Source organism: Phocaeicola dorei (assembly GCF_013009555.1).
Lineage (GTDB): Bacteria > Bacteroidota > Bacteroidia > Bacteroidales > Bacteroidaceae > Phocaeicola > Phocaeicola dorei.
The window spans coordinates 2,480,068-2,498,458 of sequence record NZ_CP046176.1 but is presented as its reverse complement, the minus strand read 5'-3'; the positions used below and the strand labels follow the sequence as shown (position 1 = coordinate 2,498,458).

General features: G+C 44.2%; 14 protein-coding genes. 1 reads left to right on the top strand and 13 read right to left on the bottom strand.

The window, feature by feature from the left end; all coding sequences use genetic code 11:
* Positions 1–35: 35 nt before the first annotated feature.
* The 3 genes from GKD17_RS10440 to GKD17_RS10430 form a co-directional block, all read right to left on the bottom strand.
* The gene (locus GKD17_RS10440; protein WP_007835823.1) at positions 36–1,049 is read right to left on the bottom strand and encodes a porin; all 1,014 of its coding nucleotides are present in this window, start codon (positions 1,047–1,049) and stop codon (positions 36–38) included.
* 192 nt (positions 1,050–1,241) lie between these two features.
* Complete coding sequence (locus GKD17_RS10435; protein ID WP_007835825.1) at positions 1,242–1,844, bottom strand: IMPACT family protein; 603 nt, start codon at positions 1,842–1,844, stop codon at positions 1,242–1,244.
* A 33-nt stretch (positions 1,845–1,877) separates the two neighbouring features.
* Positions 1,878–2,366 carry a 3'-5' exonuclease gene (locus GKD17_RS10430; protein ID WP_007835834.1) on the bottom strand — a complete coding sequence of 163 codons (489 nt, stop codon included), beginning with the start codon at positions 2,364–2,366 and terminating at the stop codon, positions 1,878–1,880.
* Between the two features lie 197 nt (positions 2,367–2,563).
* Here GKD17_RS10430 and GKD17_RS10425 point away from each other — a divergent pair, with 197 nt between their 5' ends.
* Positions 2,564–4,783, top strand: a complete 2,220-nt coding sequence (locus GKD17_RS10425; RefSeq protein WP_007835836.1) for a patatin-like phospholipase family protein — start codon at positions 2,564–2,566, stop codon at positions 4,781–4,783.
* Here the strand turns inward: GKD17_RS10425 and uxuA are convergent.
* The 10 genes from uxuA to GKD17_RS10375 all read right to left on the bottom strand — a co-directional run bounded on the left by uxuA (position 4,766) and on the right by GKD17_RS10375 (position 17,932).
* Positions 4,766–5,944: a mannonate dehydratase gene (uxuA, locus tag GKD17_RS10420; RefSeq protein WP_007835838.1), complete on the bottom strand. Its 1,179-nt coding sequence runs from the start codon at positions 5,942–5,944 to the stop codon at positions 4,766–4,768. The two genes, GKD17_RS10425 and uxuA, sit on opposite strands and share 18 nt — an antisense overlap.
* 60 nt (positions 5,945–6,004) lie before the next feature.
* Positions 6,005–7,999 (bottom strand): type I pullulanase, encoded by a 1,995-nt coding sequence (pulA, locus tag GKD17_RS10415; protein WP_007835840.1) that lies wholly within the window; start codon positions 7,997–7,999, stop codon positions 6,005–6,007.
* Positions 8,000–8,003: 4 nt separating this feature from the next.
* The gene (ruvC, locus tag GKD17_RS10410; protein ID WP_005846654.1) at positions 8,004–8,573 is read right to left on the bottom strand and encodes a crossover junction endodeoxyribonuclease RuvC; all 570 of its coding nucleotides are present in this window, start codon (positions 8,571–8,573) and stop codon (positions 8,004–8,006) included.
* Positions 8,570–8,875: a DUF4286 family protein gene (locus tag GKD17_RS10405; protein ID WP_005846656.1), complete on the bottom strand. Its 306-nt coding sequence runs from the start codon at positions 8,873–8,875 to the stop codon at positions 8,570–8,572. The genes ruvC and GKD17_RS10405 overlap by 4 nt, the downstream gene beginning before the upstream one ends.
* 553 nt (positions 8,876–9,428) lie before the next feature.
* A complete protein-coding gene (locus tag GKD17_RS10400; RefSeq protein WP_007835844.1) occupies positions 9,429–9,650 on the bottom strand; it encodes a DUF6722 family protein in 222 nt (73 codons plus the stop codon).
* An 868-nt stretch (positions 9,651–10,518) separates the two neighbouring features.
* On the bottom strand, positions 10,519–13,659 hold the full coding sequence (locus GKD17_RS10395; protein WP_235778236.1) for a DUF4906 domain-containing protein: 3,141 nt from the start codon (positions 13,657–13,659) through the stop codon (positions 10,519–10,521).
* A gap of 27 nt (positions 13,660–13,686) precedes the next feature.
* Positions 13,687–14,967: a fimbrial protein gene (locus tag GKD17_RS10390; RefSeq protein WP_032936342.1), complete on the bottom strand. Its 1,281-nt coding sequence runs from the start codon at positions 14,965–14,967 to the stop codon at positions 13,687–13,689.
* 12 nt (positions 14,968–14,979) lie between these two features.
* Complete coding sequence (locus GKD17_RS10385; protein WP_007835856.1) at positions 14,980–15,936, bottom strand: FimB/Mfa2 family fimbrial subunit; 957 nt, start codon at positions 15,934–15,936, stop codon at positions 14,980–14,982.
* Between the two features lie 79 nt (positions 15,937–16,015).
* Positions 16,016–17,317 carry a hypothetical protein gene (locus GKD17_RS10380; RefSeq protein WP_007835858.1) on the bottom strand — a complete coding sequence of 434 codons (1,302 nt, stop codon included), beginning with the start codon at positions 17,315–17,317 and terminating at the stop codon, positions 16,016–16,018.
* Positions 17,318–17,365: 48 nt separating this feature from the next.
* Positions 17,366–17,932, bottom strand: a complete 567-nt coding sequence (locus GKD17_RS10375; protein ID WP_007852110.1) for a DUF3575 domain-containing protein — start codon at positions 17,930–17,932, stop codon at positions 17,366–17,368.
* Between the last annotated feature and the right edge of the window lie 459 nt (positions 17,933–18,391).

Here is an 18,391-nt window from a genome sequence, read left to right as displayed (position 1 = left end):
GGGAAAAGTAGGGTCCCCTACTTACCCTACTTTTTTCAGAACCGTACCATTAATTCCATAACAAACTTGTCTTGTTCAGACTCCTTTGCCAAAGAAAGTTTATCATAAAAATATTTTTCATAATTAAGACGCAAATCCGCTTGAAAAGCCTTTCCAAAGCTTAACGTCACACCTCCAGTCACACGCTGGCGGGAATAATCGGTAATGTAAAGTTTACCATCCTCATCCGCATTACCGTTACTATGATCTCCCATACTGTCATAACGTCCTAAAAATGAAATTTTCTGAAACAGACCTTTCTTGATAAACAAGTCGTAATTGACAAAGGCGTTGAAAGCATGTACATCATCAAATGAGTTTTTCGCATAAGTTTTATAAAGGTATTCGGCTTCTATATGCCAATTATCAAACTCGTAGTAAGTACCGATATCATACATATAGATGCTGATTTTATCGGGATGTATTTTCTGGGTACTCAAAGTCAAGTTATAATTTTTCCACGGCATCAATTGAAGCTTAACAGAATAATTCAACGTGTTGTGCCACTCTTTCTGATTGGTGAGTCCGGAGCCGTTGAACAGTCCGCCCTCCAGTTTCAACGGCAGTCCCTCCTTTAAAGAGAAAGCTCCGGTAGCCCCCACATCACGCACATTCCCCACCTGTTTGGCTATGAACGAACGGTTGGCAAAATATTGTTGGTGGGGAGATCGATGAGCGTCTATGGTGAAAGGCACACGCATCTGTCCTAGTGTGACATTCCATGTATCATTGGGGACAAAGCGGGCATATGCATCCAGCATCTTGATACTTCCCTCATCGGACAAGTCTATTTCAGCTTTATAAGCGATTACCGGAAGAACCTTCCCGTCCAGACTGACACGGGCGTTACGTACTTGGAACCGTTGCATTCCGTTAGTGGTTTGAAGTTCATATTTACCGCGGATCGTTCCATGTACTTCCGGCAAATATTCTTTAGGAATAGTCAGCTGTGCGGAAGCAGTTGCAATACTCAGCATTGTAAAAGCAGACGCTACAAGTGTATTTCTCATTTTTATTAATGTGACTTTCTTTGTTTACGGCTGCAAAGATATAGGTTCGGTATATCTGTAACATTTCATTCATATTACAAATATGTTTCATTTGATATGGGGAATACATTTTACAGCCACATTCCGTATGCTTCTCATCTGCTGTGAACGCAGTGAATATGACCAAAAGAATATATCGACGTACCGACAGAGTTATTCAATAATACGGGCAGTTTCCACCTTCTCCAGACGTGCACGGAGTTTTCCCATCATGGATTTACGTATCCGGAGCCTCATCAGGCAATCCATATCATACGATTGCTCCAAGATGGCAGGCTCGTCCTCTTTCACAATGCGCATGATATCATTCATAAAAGGATATTCAAAGGATACGGTGATTTCTTCATCCACTGTTCTTTCCACTATATCAGCAGCAGCTATTGCTTCGGCAGCGGCGGCCTTGTAAGCGACAATCAGTCCGCTGGTTCCCAATTTTATACCTCCAAAGTAACGGACTACTATAACAAGGATATCCGTCAACTCATTGGAATTTATTTGCCCCAAAATAGGCTTTCCTGCGGTACCCGAAGGCTCTCCGTTATCATTTGCTCTGAAATCCTTCCTTTCATGCCCCAGCATATAAGCGTAACACACATGACGGGCATCGTAATATTTCTTCTGATACGCGTCAAGATGCTGCTTTATTTCCTCTATGGTACGTACCGGAATGGCAATAGCTATAAATTTACTCCGTTTCTCCGTATATATGCCTTCGGCAATGTCTGTAATGGTTTTATAAGTATCTTCTTGTATCATGGGTTTCAGAAATCATAAATCTTTAATTATAACTCACAGAATCTGTCTGGCAATCCATGCACACGCCTCAGCATCAGCCAGCGCATGATGGTGATTCTCCAATTCAAAACCAAAAAAACCGGCCACTGTATGTAACTGGTGGTTTCTCAACCCTTTCAGCTTCCGGGAAGCCTGATAGGTACAATAAAAGTCATAATCAGGATAATCCATACAATAAGTACGGAACACAGTTTTCAAACATCTCTCATCAAAGGCTTTGTTATGCGCAACTAGCGGAAGCCCCTCTATTTTAGGGGCAACCTGTTTCCATACTTCTGAAAAAACAGGAGCATGGGCAGTATCTTCCTGTGTCAATCCATGAATACGGGTGTTCCAATACAAATAGTAATCCGGTTCAGGATGGACGAGGCTGTAGAACCGATCGGCTATCTCACCATTTCTCACAATAACCACACCCACACTACATATGCTGGTACGTTCATTATTTGCCGTCTCGAAGTCTATTGCTGCAAAATTATCCATACTTTTTTCGTTACACAGACAAAGGTACGACAAAAAAGCGATATACAAAATTCTTTTTTCCGGTACAATTTCTTATCTTTGAAACCTCAGCAGCAAAATAGACCAATATCTGTGACAATCAGCACTTGTAAAAGCTGAAAGATTAAACCATCTTTGCACTGTTTTTGTTTTTTAACTTAGACTAGATTTATAGTAAGATGAAAAAGATGAAATTCTCTACCTTGTTAATAGCAGCAGGGTTACTTTGTATCTCCGTTCACATAACAGCCCAACCACACTCCCGAAAGAAGGTGGGTATAGTTCTCAGTGGCGGAGGAGCCAAAGGAATGGCACATATAGGTGCTTTAAAGGTCATAGAAAAAGCCGGCATTCCCATAGATTATGTAGTAGGAACCAGCATGGGATCAATCATAGGCGGACTTTACTCCATCGGTTATACTCCCGAACAATTAGACAGCATGGTTCGCCGGCAAGACTGGACTTTTCTGCTGAGTGACAAAATACCACGCAGTGAACAAAATATGGCGGAACGGGAGGCCGCTGAAAAGTATGTATTCTCTCTTCCATTCGGAAAAGATGCCAAAACACAAGCCATAGGAGGATTGATAAAGGGACAAAACTTGGCAAACCTGTTCAGCGAGCTGACCGTAGGATATCATGATTCCATCGATTTCAACAAGTTGCCTATTCCCTTCGCCTGTGTTTCCGAGAATATTGTAAATGGCAACGAGGTAAATTTTCATAAGGGTGTACTGGCTACGGCCATGAGGGCTAGTATGGCCATACCGGGAGTATTCACTCCAGTCCGGCTGGACAGTATGGTTCTAGTGGATGGAGGTGTGGTAAATAACTACCCTGTAAATGTTGCGCGTGCCATGGGGGCGGATATTATTATAGGAGTAGACGTACAAAGTGACTTGAAGCCTGCCAACGAACTGAATAGCGCCGGCAGTATTTTGGGGCAGCTCATCAACTTGATGGGATTACAGCTTTATAAAAAGAACCTGGAAGAGACCAATGCTTATATCAAGGTGAATGTGGAAGGATATTCAGCTGCCAGCTTCACACCTAATGCAGTGGATACACTGATCCGCCGGGGAGAAGAAGCGGCACTGGCACAAGAAGGTGCTTTAATGAAGCTGAAGCAGGAACTGGGTCTGGACAGCACCTATATGCCGAAACCTCTTCCCAGCTATCCGTACTCCCCCAGCCGCAAAGTGTATATAAAAGAAATCACTTTCGACGGGCTGGACGAGAAAGACAAGCGATGGCTGTTGAAACGCTGTGATTTAAAGGAGGATTCTGAAATAAGCATCCGCCGCATAGAAGAAGCAACGGCCATATTGTGTTCTAACCTGGAATATTCCAGCGCCACTTATAATCTGCCCGAAGCCCCCGGCGGAGGCTATAATTTACATTTCCTTCTAAGCAAGAAATATGAGAATAAACTAAACGTAGGGATTCGTTTTGATTCGGAAGAAACAGCCAGTCTGCTGATTAATGTCACCAGCAATTTCCGGGGAAAAGTACCCACTACGCTGTCTTTGACAGGACGACTGGGAAAACGTTATGCCGCGCGCATAGATTATGGATTTGAACCGGCTCCTTTGAAGAATATCGGGCTGGCATATATGTTTCAATACAATGATATTAATTTCTATCGTTATGGAGATAAGTCACATAACTCCACTTTCCGCTACCATTTGGGGGAACTGTCATTCTCGGATGTATGGTACAAGAATGTGCGTTTTGCTATCGGATTAAGGTATGAATTGTATGACTATGACAAATTTTTATACCAGGAAGGCAATCAGGGTTTTGACGTAGGAACAGAACACTTCTTCAGTTATTTCGCACAAATGCATTACGAGACTTTCGACAAGGCGTACTTCCCAACCAAAGGCATATCGGCAAGAGCCTCTTATTCGCTTTATACCGACAACTTTACCGGATATGACGGCCATGCCCCTTTTTCAGCCATAAAAGGTTATTGCCAGGGAGTGATCCCTGTTACACGCAGATTCTCCATACTGCCTGCCATTTACGGCCGATTCCTGATAGGAAAAGATATTCCATATTCCAAACTTAATGCAATGGGTGGAGATGTGCAAGGACGCTTCCTGCAACAACAACTACCGTTTGTGGGAATAAACAATGTGGAATTAATGAGAAATACGCTACTGATAGGAAGCATGAAATTCCGCCAACGGATGGGAAGTGTACATTATCTGACGCTAACGGGAAATTATGCGCTGAGTGCAAGCAAGCTGAGGTATCTGTTGGAACAGGATACCATGTTCGGCTGCGGTATCGGCTACGGTTTGGATAGTATGTTCGGGCCCTTAGAGGCATCACTGAACTATGCAAACCGAGCCAATAAAGTGAGTATGTACGTCAATCTAGGATTTAAGTTTTGATTCCTCGTTGATAACCGCCATCATACCTTCTATCTGAGCCAAAGCCATCATACGGCCATGAAACGAATAGCCCGGGTTGTATCCTTTGCCGGCATCATCCAGCATCATGCGCCCATGATCCACACGCATCGGGACACCCGGACGCTCTTTCTCAAAAATACGGATCAACTCTATCACATGAGCACGCCCTCCCAAATGAGATGCTTCTATAAAATTCCCGTTGGGAAATGCATTGGTACTGCGCAAATGTACAAAATGAGTACGGTGCGCAAACATACGTGCCAACGAAGGTACGTTGTTATGCAATCCGGCACTGAGCGAACCGGCGCAGAATGTCAGCCCGTTATGCGAGTTATCAACCGCATGGAGGAGCCAGGTGATATCTTCCTCACTGGTCACAATACGCGGCAAGCCCAATACCTGGAAAGGGGGATCGTCCGGATGAATGCACATATTTATGCCATATTCATCACACACCGGCATGACAGCCTGCAAGAAATAACGTAAGTTTTCACGCAGGGCATCACGGTCTATCCCATCATACAAAGACAAAAGACGGCGGAATATGGCTACCGGATGCCGGTCTCCCTCCTTTATATTACCATTTACAAATCCCTGCGTCTTGACTATAATGGTATCGACCAATTCGTTTTTCTCGGTTTCGGTTATAGTCTTATCCAATTCACGCACCTGTTGTAATTCCGAATCGGTATAGTCTTTCTCCGCCCCTTCACGCTGAAGAATCATACAATCAAAATAAGCGAACCGGATCTTGTCAAAGTACAAAGAACTGGTCCCGTCCTCCCAAGGATGTTCCAAATCGGTACGTATCCAATCAATGACGGGCATGAAATTATAGCATACGGTCTTGATACCCGCTTTACCTAAGTTGGCCAGACTTACTTTGTAGTTTTCTATCAATTGACCCCGTTCAGGACCGGCATATTTGATAGCTTCACTTACCGGCAGGCTTTCTACCACCGACCAGCGCAATTGGTGAGATTCAATGTAATCTTTTAAACTCTTAATAGCTTCCAAAGTCCATATTTCACCATTAGGTACATCATGAAGGGCGGTCACAATTCCTTCCACCCCGATTTGTCTAAGCATGGGAAGCGTTATCTTATCTTTCCTCCCAAACCATCTCCATGTCTTTTCCATTCGTATTATGTGTTTTAGTCTGTACGACAAAGTCTTTATTAATCTTCTTTGAGCCTTTTTCTATTGATGTATAATCATTGCAGAGCGTGCCGGTACCATAAGTTCAGCACCTGAAACCTGTCCCAGGCCTTTCATGTTTATTTTGCCATCCTTACAGATTACAGTGTATTTACCCGACGGAATGTCCAACTTGACAGGCTCTGCACGGCTGTTCAAAGCTACGATGATATTTTTCCATGAGTCACCATTTGCATTGTCTTTCAAGATAAAGGCAACCACATTCGTATTTTTTACAGGTAAAAACTCCAATTGCCTACGTACCATATCAGCATCCCCCATACGGAAAGCGGGATGTGCTTTACGCATGGCTATTAAACCTTTCACATATTCGAACACATCTTTATGCACGGTCTTATTTTTCCAATCTATCGTATTAATACTGTCGGGACTATTATAAGAATTATGAACTCCCTTCTTGTCACGCATCATCTCATCCCCTGCAAATATAAACGGTACTCCTTGTGAAGTAAAGACAAATGTTTCCGCTAACTTCTGCAAAGCTGCCAGTTCCTCTACCGAAGCATCTGGCATGGTAGCTTTCAGACGATCGGCAAGACACATGTCATCGTGACAACTTACATAACTTATCATCTGGGTAGGTTGTAACGCCCAAGGTTTCTTACTATAATTCACAGAATCACTTATAACCTGCGGATGTTCGATTGCTCCCACAACTCCAAATTTGATACTCATTTCGTGTCCCGGCTCCCCTACTAGAAAAGCTCCTTTGGTATCATCATCCCAACTACCTCGCAAACCATCACGCATTTCATCTGAGAAAGCGGCGATACGAGGCATCTTTTCCACATTGGCTTTCATTGCCAGTTTGTCTGCTTCTAATTGAGGAGAACTGGCAGCCCATCCTTCACCATACATGAAAATAGACGGATCTATTTTATCAATAGCCGCACGTATCTCATTCATGGTTTCAATATCATGTATCCCCATCAAGTCAAAACGAAAGCCGTCTATGTGATATTCATTAATCCAATATAGAATAGACTCTATCATATATTTACGCATCATGGCGCGGTCGCTTGCCGTTTCATTTCCACATCCCGAACCATTTGCCCATTGTCCGTCCTTCGTCTGGCGATAGAAATAACCGGGAACCGTACGTTCGAAATTGCTTTCGTCTGTATTGAAAGTGTGATTATACACCACATCAAGCACCACCCTGATTCCCGCCTTATGTAAAGCTTGTACCATTTGTTTGAATTCCCTGATACGAACATCGGGTTTATAAGGATCTGTAGAATAAGAGCCGTCAGGCACATTGTAATTTTGCGGATCATACCCCCAATTATATTGGGCCTTGTCCAGTTTTGTTTCATCCACCGAGGCATAATCATACGACGGCAATAAATGTACGTGGGTAATTCCCAGTTCTTTCAGATGGTCAATACCTGTCTTCTCGCCTGAAGAACTGATAGTACCCTGCTCTGTCAAAGCCAGGAACTTGCCTTTATTTTGAATTCCAGAAACAGAATCCAAAGAGAAATCGCGATGATGCATTTCATAAACCATAATATCAGCATAATTCTTCAAAGGAGGACGCACATCGTTCTCCCATCCTTCCGGATCTGTAGAACGAAGATCAAGCACAGCTGCCCGTTTACCATTTACCCCTACGGCTTTTGCCATAATTCCCGGAGTGTCTCCTAACCATTTCCCGTTCACCTTCACATTAAAGGTATAGAATTTACCCTTCAGGTCCTCTTTTATTGAAATAGTCCAGGTACCATTCTCTCCCATCTCCATCGGAAAAGTATTAGAAGCTGAACCTTCATTACCCGATTCAAATAAAAGGACACGCACCTCTTCCGCTGTAGGAGCCCAAAGTGAAAACTTTGTTTCGGCAGGTGAGTACTCCATTTCAGTCAGCGCATCTTCACGGACAGGATATTCATCAAACGAATTATATTCTTTTTTCACAGACTGACAACTAATAGTAGTAGAAACAATTGATGCCCAAATAACATGTCTCACATTCATAATCTTATCTTTTTATTTTATCAGGATTCTTATTTATAAAATCTTTCCAGCCGGAATATTCTTTAGTCAATGTCGGTCTGCCCATTTGCAAATAATGACAATAAGCAGCCGCCAACCCATCTGTTGCATCCATAAAAGGCAGCATATCACTCTCTGGTATATGTAACATCCTCTTCAACATATCAGCGACCTGTTCCTTGCTGGCTTGCCCATTACCGGTTATCGCCATCTTTATCTTCAACGGCGCATATTCTGTTATAGGAATATCACGGCTCAAAGCAGCAGCCATAGCCACCCCCTGTGCCCGCCCTAATTTTAACATCGACTGCACATTTTTCCCAAAAAAAGGTGCCTCAATTGCTAATTCATCAGGTAAATAGGCTTCTATTATACCAACCACCCGTTCAAAAATACGGCGCAGTTTTAAATAATGATCACCATATTTACGAAGATCAATGACCCCCATAGTCATTACCTGCGGTTTAGTACCTACTACTTTCAGCAGACCATACCCCATTATGGTTGTTCCAGGATCTATACCCAGAATGATTTTCTCTTTTACCGGCTGAATCACTTAATTACCTCCATCAAAGTGGGAAAGCCAACCACCTTATCTTTAAATATCTTCATCATTTCCTCATTCAGATGCATCCCCTGCTGAGTATGCCAGCGGTGTAAGGCCGCTGTATCTTCCACCTCCCATTGCAATGAAAAACATTCTGAATCCTGCTCTTTATGACTAAGGATGTGCGTAAGACGGGGATTTTGCAATATTCCCGTTTTTTCCACTTCGGGAATGTAGCTTTCACTAAGCCAAATGACAAAATTACGCGCATCGTCAATACCTGTTTGATAAGTTGTATTATAAATTAACATATTTATAGTCTTTAAGTTAAAAAAGACCTGCTCCGCAGACCTTCATTTTCTCATTAAAAAGTGGAGCATGCGAGACTCGAACTCGCCACCTTTAGACTGCCAGTATGAATTCTGATCTGCGCTTACTATACTGACAAGCAGAAGGTTATCTACCCATTCAAAATCCTCCAAGATTCGTTTTAGTAAAAATCATCTTGATTTTCTATTTTATTCATTATTTTCCCTGTTCTAACGTCCAAATACTAAAAAGCCGCTCAACTCACTACTATAATTGAACGACCATAAACATTCAAGGGATTTCCTTTTCATACATTAACCAAAATTGTAAGGCATCAGAGAGCACAGACCAGCCAACCACTTTTTGTTGCCAGACTAAAACCTAATGCGTCCATAATACCCTCAATTTCCAATGAAAAGTACACTATAGATTTGCGAGCCATTTCTTGCCAGACTTGGTATTAAGCCAAACAGCTATAATAGAACCTATCACAGCCATTACCGCAAATAAAGATATTAATGCTTCCATATAATTACTGTTTTATTATTTTATAACCTATGTATGAAATATATAGGTAACAAAAATACCTATAAGTATAAGTACCCAATTTTCTACTTTTTCTTGTTGTGTCGCAACAGAAACAACACTTCCTACCACTAATGCAGTAAAAGATATTTTTGCTAAATCATAAAAGAACTTACCAAGCGTTTCCCGACTTGTTTTCTCTTTTTCTTTAACTTCCTTCTTTACTTCCTGTTGTTCACTCCAACTTCCCATTCAAATTAAGATTTATTGCAAATATACGAAAATCAAACAATAAACAATAACATAAACCATTTATTTAACACACTTCACCCTTCGGCAAATTGGCCTGATTATGGCCAAAATATTGTCCATCGATTATATATCTATAGTGCACCTAATAACACATTATCTACATGCTGCTTTATTCGTGTGATTCTTTCAGATATAAACATCTTTACAGACATGTTGTTGGCAAAGGGAGGGAGTAATATCAGACTTTTTAAAGATGAAACAAGTTTTTATGTTTACATTTATAAAAGTACATGGTCACGAACTAATATTGAAGTGTTCTCTGATAATCATAGTAAATTTTATTTCACAGACGTGACAGATCAAATCAGTATATCAGATTTGGAAGAAATCTCTATATCTTGAAAAATATAGCGGTTTATTCAGATATTTATTACCTTTGCACTGCACATGGCGTTGTGCATATCAGGATCGGGTGGAACCGGCTTGTACCGGACCATCCGTTTTTTTATACCCAAGATACGGTTCACCAATTATCCCAATAATTACTATACCATTTCACTCTATATTTATAGATACTTCCGTTATAATTATATAATTTCTGAACACAACAGATATTAGGATTACCGATTACAACTAATATACAATTACGGACATATTCTAATTCTGAATCTTCTCTTAGTAAGTACATTCCACTATATTGCATAGAGCCTAATTCGTCTTGGGAATCTATATTTCTAGCATCTCTGAATCTTAACCATGTATCATTTATTCCTATCAGTCCCCCCAGATCGCCAACAGGCAGAAATTCTTGTTTAAATTCCTACCTGTATGAGCGAACTGTTTATGATCACTGTTAATAATTCTAGCATTATTCTATATCCCTGACGCAACGGTAACCAGCATAGCCCGCATCACCATAACCCAACCACTCATTGTTATAACCAATACTCATCAATCCCAGAAATCCTGTATCAGTTGCCTGTCCTGAACCATTCTCGTTATAATAACAGCAATACCCATACACTGTATAACTTCCATTTCCGTCAAGTCCTGAATTTATAGAAAATCTGGTGCGGCAATGAATGGAGGCCCGATAACGATTCTTCCAATCATGACCAAACATGTTTCCCTCACATTCTTTCTTATAAATAAACGTGTCATTGTAATCATAGGTATTTTCACCCACTTGTGCGCCTGTCTTTCTCAAGAGTTCAGGAGCGGCCACCACGATCAATGCCAGCTCGCGCTGGTTAGGCAGACGCCATGACGCACTGGTCTGAACGGAACTTACCTTACTGTCTTGTTCCACATAACTGGCAGCTTCTGTTATCCAGGCATCCTTGGCATCCTTTGCTGTAGAGGTTATAAACGGATAATATTTTTTAGAAGAACTTTCCTTCACAATCAAGCCATGTCCACCACAATAATCCTGTCTGACTTTTCCATACAAGAAATCACTTGATACCTGCAGAACCTTTGGAACCCTGTTTATGACGCTGCGCTCATTGTGGGGCGCCAGTTCCCTTGACGTGAACCCCCTCAATGCGATAGACGAAAGGTTCATTGTAATGGTCTTTGTCGTATTGTCATATTCATAATATCTATCAGGGAAAATGGTATGGCTTGTATTCCGTTTCGCAGCCTGGGTAATGCCAAGATTGCGGGCACATCGGATATTCCCCCGTTCCCGTTTGTGTTCGCCACCGAAACTGCATCCCTGCTCGCTCCAGACAAGACGGCTGCTCCGGCCCGAATTCGTGTGTATCCGGGCAACCGGATTCTCAGACGTCTTACCCGCCAGCAGTGTTTCAATGTCTTCCGGACACAGGACCGCCTCCGTAGGAAGTGCAGGTTCCGCTATCCACATGCCGATAATCTGGTCCCTCGCACATACGTACCATCGTATCTCATTCTCTTCCAACGTGCCACTACCGTCCAGGTCACGGTTACGGCCGGCCCACGCCTTATAAGAATACTGCCCATCATAAGACAATGTGGTATACCCGCCTTCCTTTTTATAACTGCCGTCATTCTGCAACAGATACCCGTTCTTTTTCCAGTTTACATAACCATATCCGTTTGCGCCACACTGTGCCAACGTATTTCCACGGCCGTCCTTGTCAGGATTCTCTGATAATGATAAATCCTGGTCGAACCGTTCACTGCAATACAACCCGCCCGTCTCGTCAACACTCTCCATCCCGTACACATTACCCTCAAAGTTGTCAAGGTCATAGAAGCAGGCGATGGAACGCTGGCTGACGGAATATACAGCGTCGGCAAGGATACTCTGCTGATCCTTACTATACTGCAAGGAGGTTGCCAGGGTAAACACGCGGTCATCGGCATTGACAAACTCGTTCAGCCTGACATTTCCCTTATTGACTGGATTTTCTTCGTAATAATACTCGTCTACAAAACAGGTGTAATATGCACCCTCTCCATTTTCATTCCAGACTTCCTGCAGGACTTCAAATACATTCTGTGTTTCCTTCGGATCATATATGGCCAGTTCCCCTTTTGTATCCTGTTTTTGGAATTTGACCCATCCGAGATAGGGCATAAGGATCTCTTTTGCTCTTAAATTTGCATCATCAGCTCCCTTTTGGGGATAGTACATCTCGCCAACCGTTCCGAAGGGAGTTTTGCAATATATATAGATACCCTGCTCAAGCACGCTCCTTCTTATATTCATCTCCACCGCCTCATAGTGCGCGTCCACACGGACCTTGGAGCCTTTACGAAACACCACGCCCTCGGCACCCGGCTGATTCTCCCGGTTTGTCTCAACCTCGGCTATAATCTCGTCCACACCATTGACCGTCACGGTATATTTGTAATAATGGTCACGTTCAACATCAAAGTTATTAAAATTGCCATCAGAGAAATCCCCCAGATGGATGGTGTATTTCACGTCCGCCTCCACTTCCATCCCTTTATTATCTTTTCCCTTGAAATGTCCTGTCACCTCCACATAGGTGGTGTTCTCCGGAGCATTTTCGAACTGATAATGTGATTCATGGCCCTCCTGGGTTTCTTTAAGATTTATTCCGCTGGAACCCTTTTTTATTTTCTCACGGTCATGGAAAGAAGTTATACCGGTTGCCTGTGTTCTTGCCATATTCTCCGGAACATAGACCAGAAAAGAGTTGGGAGTCTGGGGGTTAAAAGGAGTCTGCTCCCCGTCAGTCACACCTATTTTATCTGTCCTGTCTTGGCTGAATTTGGGGGATACCCACTCGGCCACATGACGGAACTGATAGCTACGGGGGGTGAAGGTCACTCCCTCCTTGGACTTGAAAGTGAAACTGATCTTGGCCATCAGGCGTTTCAGAAGGAAAGGATTATTTATTGAGTCTATTCTTGTTTCTGTGCCTGTAGCATCATCCATATAAGTGACAGTACCATCCTCGCCAATCCTGCATGCCGCAGTACTGTTATTCACGGAGCCTGCCAGCGGCAGGTAACCGTCCGTCATGTTGAAGTTGCCCGTCCATGTGGGACGGACCGCCTGAAAGAATTTTTCCTGATCGGTAAGTCCTTTAAGCTCCTCCTCCGATTGCATGCTGGGAAAATACTTGAGGAAGGAGCCTGTCACATTTCCCAACAGATAGATATACACATCACCCGGATAGGCATAGAAGTTCAGTCTTCCCTCATTTCCTTCTCCTGTCCAAAAGCCGTCTTCCTCATTATTGACCGTCCCTTCATTGGAGTTCAGGAATATCCTGTATCCCAGTAGCTTGTTCTGGCTCTGGTCCTTACCCTTATTCTCATACATGAACAGCATGATCCTGCCCAGACGGGAGTCCTCGGTGCCAGCCGCACGGGTGACAATATCCGATCTGATGCCGCCGCTGACACTGAACGGAAGGCTCACCCTCACAGTCTTGCCGCGGTCCACGCCACCGGCAGCACCGCAGCCAGCCGGCATCGGTATCTCGTCCGTGCAGGAGAGGCAAAGGAACGGCACCAACATCGTCAATATGTATCTTGATATACCTTTCATAAAAATTGCCATATATAAATGTTCTTGTTAATCAAAACTAATGCCAGGATTCTCGACCTCCGTCCAGTCTCCGACTTTCCACCATGTTCTAGTGGCCGTATACCCATCCAAGGGGATGACAAGGAACACCTTGACAAACATGTTGGGTTTGACCGCTGGAAGTGTGACATAATCCATATGGGACTCCTCCTTGTCCGCCCCCGTATCACTGTTTTCATGGCTGTGGTGCAGAATCTTCATATAATACCCGTCACCTTCCACCCCACTGGCGACATTCTTATCCGATTTGTAAGGATTTGCAAACAGGTAGACCGCCTTTCCGGGAAGCCACTGGTACTCTTTCTTTCCATCCGTATTATCGTCCGGAGCCTTGTTGTTCCATCTTCTGGTTATCTTGTTGATGTGAAGTTGTGCGATTTCATCCGGGTTGGATGGTGTATCCTCAAAGCCGCAACGTAGGATCGGCAGACCGTTCTTCTGATATGGGGAGTCGGAAGTGTCGCCTTTATCACTTTCCCTATGGGCTATCTCACTACTTTCCAACGCCGGAGCATCTTGGGGAAACAGATATCCTTTCGTCGGGATGTTGTACAGATATACTCCGCGCCCGATATACAGGTCACCTTCACCGATGCCGCCTTTGGCGAAATAAAGTTCCATCTTGCCCACGGAACGCCGCAGGGGAAGTGTCAGGTTTTCCGTCTCCTTCGTTATGACAACCTCCTGTTTCACAGCCATGGGAAGAATGGAACTTGAGTACTTCTTCCCGGTCTCGTCTTTCGCGGCCGGATCCCCTTCGGTCAGCTTGCTCTCAGGAAGCCCACTGAATGTCAACTCCAACAGTTCCCGCTGTGTTATCTCCTTGTCGTCCGTCCAGACATATCTCCCGGTTTCAGAATCATAAACAGCGGCCGGCAGGGATTTCAGCCCTTCTGCACTCCCCTCATTGGCTATGGCGTAAAACAAACACGTATGGCCGTCGGCGGGAATCGTGTGTCTGGAGAACCCCAATCTTATATTAAAAGACTTCTCCGTCACATTCTTATCAGAAAGATCCGCATGGTGATAACCTGTCAGGCTGCCATCACTCCCGTCAAAGACATAGACCCTGACCGTTCTGATCAGGTTCTCATTGTTCCCTTCGTCGCTTTCCATGCCTTCATCCGCACCCTCTTCCGTACGGGTGGTAAAGGTCAGACTGACCGTCACACGGCCGTCATCGCCCGCATCCCCCGTATGCTCCTCCTGTATGCAGGACGGCAAGAAAGGAATAATGCAGGCAAGGCATATATATTTAAGTCCGTTCATACTCATATCCGCTTATTCGAAACCAACATCAGGATAGACATCCTCCACCCCCCATTGGGGAACGGTGATTGTCACATTCGCATTCCTCTCCCTGAATTCTATCCGCATGGAAAGCTCGGCCTCCTGCTTGGTTATGTCCACCTCTGGGTGCCTCTTTAGGAAATCCGCGACATCGACCGTATAGAAAGGCTCCGTACCCGCCCCGCTGTAAAGCGCTATCTCAGCCGGATGGTTCCCGTCCAACCGGAAGGTACAGAGTTTTCCCACATACATGTCCTGTGCGCCCTCCCTCCCGACTTCAGGATGGTAGGTGCGTCTCTGGGGGCAGATCCGGTTGTCGAAGAACACACGGCACGGCATGTTGTGCAGGCGGATATCCGGTTCACCGCCGTCTTTTCCATACTCCGTCGTTCCGTACCCTTTCACCTCGACATAGACCTTCAAATGGGAGGAGTTAAAATCAACGGTGTCCTTCAGAGACTTCCCGTCCTCCACCCTGAACCGCAAGTCGCCATGATACAGCGGGTCATTGCCGGTGAGCATGCTCTCGTCATTCATGAAGTAGCCGGGATGGGCGAAGAACATCATATGAAAGTCACAGGTGGTCAGATCACTCACCTGTGTACGCTCGCCCGCATTCCCAAGGCAGACCACCGTATAATTGCCCGCAGGCAGGTCAATGGAAACGCCATGCCTCGCCCTCAGGGCTTCCGCGTCAATCTCCAGCGTGCTCACAAGACGTTCCCCGCTGTCAAAGACGTACATGTCGACACATGAGATCCTCTCTGTCAGCAGGTCGGTGTCACCGTCTCCCGTATACCGGAAATACAGGAACTGCGTAGTTTCCTCCGGAGGGTTGGGAGGAACCGGCTTGTCAGGATGGCCCGGGCAGTCATGAAGGTCGTCCAGCACACAGCCTGAAAGGAGTGACAGCAGACAAATACCGGTGAACAGTTTCTTTTTCAGCATCTTTCTTCTTCGTTTCAGGTTAAAGCGGCGACCGGCATGACAGCCGGCAACCGCGGATTATAAATCGTAGGATATCGGATTAGTGGAAATCAGGATAAACAGTTGTAATAGTCCATTTCCTGACTGTCACTTTCACATACACCACCTTCTGGTCCTTGTCCCATACACCCGGAACAGTCTCATTGAACAGGTAGTCAAACTGGTAGATTTTGCCGGCCTGAGGTTCCACAACTGTACCCCCATCTTCTTTATCTTTAAAGTTCGCGGTGACAACAAAAGATTTCTTTGCACTATCACTTTCCTTTTGTGCTTCAACCCATACCCTGACATTGGCTATCTCACCCTTGGGGAAGAAGTTATAGGCAAAAGTTCGAGATTCATTCTGAGTTTGTGTTTCAGCAGTTGCACCCACATATTTTGTGACAGAACCCGATGATACATCGCCAGAAGTTAATGTTATCCCATTGGAGGCGCCTATCATGTCATAAGACCAGCCCCATGATGCATTCTCACCGCCACAGAATTTGTAACCTCCCTCTGGAACAGAAGCATGTTCAGGATCGTAAATCAAACCGTCTGGATTTGATGTAGTATTGGTCATCATCTGAGTAGTATAATCTTTTCCTAAAGTACCCATGTTATAATAATCCACCATGCCGATACCCTTGACGGTCACTGAGGTGTACAGATGCTCTGTCGGAGTGCCTGCTGTACCTTCATCTTGCTTGTTGAATACACATCCTAATGATTTTATCTCAACACGTGAGATGATGGGAGTTATGTCAACATGTGCCTCATATACATCATAATCATTGTCTTCCGGAGCTTTTTCACCTACCTTGGTCATCGGAGCGTCACCATGCAAGGTCACACAGGCTTTGGTTGTTTCATCAGTGCCTGTTCCTGCCACATTCTGGCTGCTCAAAGGAATCTGAAAATCTGTCACCCCTGAAATAGGCTGGTTTTCCACCACCTTTCCCTCAATGTCTGTTTTCTCTTTTAAATTTTGGTAGTTGCCTATCACCATGACCTTGTCGGCTTTATGGCCGACAACAAATCTATATCCATCACCAGATTCAGGGTCAACAAGTGCCTTCCATTTCTTGTCGTCAGCACTTGTTATTTCTTCTATATCCGTGATATTTCCTCCATCCTGATAGAATATTACAGCGACATCACTTACGGTAACTGTATGATTGCCGCCTTCAGTCGGAGCATCCGTAGAGCGTCCGTTCACAGCGGAGGCGGAAATACCCTCCAGTTTCATATACACGGCTTTCGGAGTGCCATTCTCGTCACTACCGCCAAGAGACTCATCATTGCTGCAGGCAAACAAAGCCATGGATGCCAGCGCAGCCAAACTTAACTGTTTTAGATTCATAATGTAACAATTTTAGATTAATAAATAAGTTGTCTGATTTTTGTTATGTCATAAACTGTAGATAACCGACAATGATATTCTGGTGACACCCCAGTAGTTTTTGGAGCCTTCACCAAGCCTGCCCCCGCATATGGAACATCCGTACTCGTCATAGTCAAAACGGGTGTATCCGAGCCCAAGACCGGCCTCCATGCGCCAATTGCGGCTTAGAAACCACTGGTATCCGTAGCCGACACCGCACCCGTAGAACCACCCCTGCCTGTAATGCTCCCTGAGCGCATGATCCCCAAAGCCCACATGGCCCAGGTTCATCTGGCCGCCGTGGAGGTGCACACCGACATAATGCCCCTTGAAGGCGGAGCCGAACCAGTAGCGGCCTTCCGGCTGCACAAGCCAGTGTTTCCACTTCCTGTCACCGCCCAGCTTCCAACCGTTGTAACTGCCCGAAAGGTCAAGACTCCAACGACGGCCCAAACGGCACTCCGAACCGATATTTATAGTGGCGGTGGCGTCATAAAGAAGATTCGTCTTTATCTGAACGTTCTGACCGCACAAGTCAGTGCAGACGAACAGCAGGGCCGCAAGAAACAGCCTGTTCACAATTCCATTATTCATTCTTCCCAAGATGTTAGATCAGGTTTTAACATTGTTAAATCCCGAGTGTTACCAAGTACATTTTTTATTCTTTCTTTTACAAAAGAAGTTATTCAAAAAAGTAATTACAATATCTTTTATGTTAAAATCAAACCGGAATTTCCACAATATTCTCCCTTTTATCTGGAAATACTTTTAAAAGAACGGAAAAACCGGAATAAAATCATTTTTTACTATACGTACGGGCTCTCATGGGAGAAGAAACAGAAGAAATGGGTAAATGTAAAAAATGGCCTATTTATAACATTTAAATTATTTTTAATTATTAAATCCTTTATTATAATATAATATTGCTGTAAGAACATGAAAAACAGGAAATCAAACGGGTATTATACGGTTAGTTATCAGCAAATTGATATTTTACACCCTTATATCATCGTCCGGTATGGATACAGCCTTCAGAATGGTACTAATTATTCA

Coding starts and splice junctions, on each gene's coding strand:
- GKD17_RS10440 (WP_007835823.1), bottom strand. CDS start 1,049: ATGAGAAATACACTTGTAGCGTCTGCTTTTACAATGCTGAGTATTGCA.
- GKD17_RS10435 (WP_007835825.1), bottom strand. CDS start 1,844: ATGATACAAGAAGATACTTATAAAACCATTACAGACATTGCCGAAGGC.
- GKD17_RS10430 (WP_007835834.1), bottom strand. CDS start 2,366: ATGGATAATTTTGCAGCAATAGACTTCGAGACGGCAAATAATGAACGT.
- GKD17_RS10425 (WP_007835836.1), top strand. CDS start 2,564: ATGAAAAAGATGAAATTCTCTACCTTGTTAATAGCAGCAGGGTTACTT.
- uxuA (WP_007835838.1), bottom strand. CDS start 5,944: ATGGAAAAGACATGGAGATGGTTTGGGAGGAAAGATAAGATAACGCTT.
- pulA (WP_007835840.1), bottom strand. CDS start 7,999: ATGAATGTGAGACATGTTATTTGGGCATCAATTGTTTCTACTACTATT.
- GKD17_RS10405 (WP_005846656.1), bottom strand. CDS start 8,875: ATGTTAATTTATAATACAACTTATCAAACAGGTATTGACGATGCGCGT.
- GKD17_RS10400 (WP_007835844.1), bottom strand. CDS start 9,650: ATGGGAAGTTGGAGTGAACAACAGGAAGTAAAGAAGGAAGTTAAAGAA.
- GKD17_RS10395 (WP_235778236.1), bottom strand. CDS start 13,659: ATGAAAGGTATATCAAGATACATATTGACGATGTTGGTGCCGTTCCTT.
- GKD17_RS10390 (WP_032936342.1), bottom strand. CDS start 14,967: ATGAACGGACTTAAATATATATGCCTTGCCTGCATTATTCCTTTCTTG.
- GKD17_RS10385 (WP_007835856.1), bottom strand. CDS start 15,936: ATGCTGAAAAAGAAACTGTTCACCGGTATTTGTCTGCTGTCACTCCTT.
- GKD17_RS10380 (WP_007835858.1), bottom strand. CDS start 17,317: ATGAATCTAAAACAGTTAAGTTTGGCTGCGCTGGCATCCATGGCTTTG.
- GKD17_RS10375 (WP_007852110.1), bottom strand. CDS start 17,932: ATGAATAATGGAATTGTGAACAGGCTGTTTCTTGCGGCCCTGCTGTTC.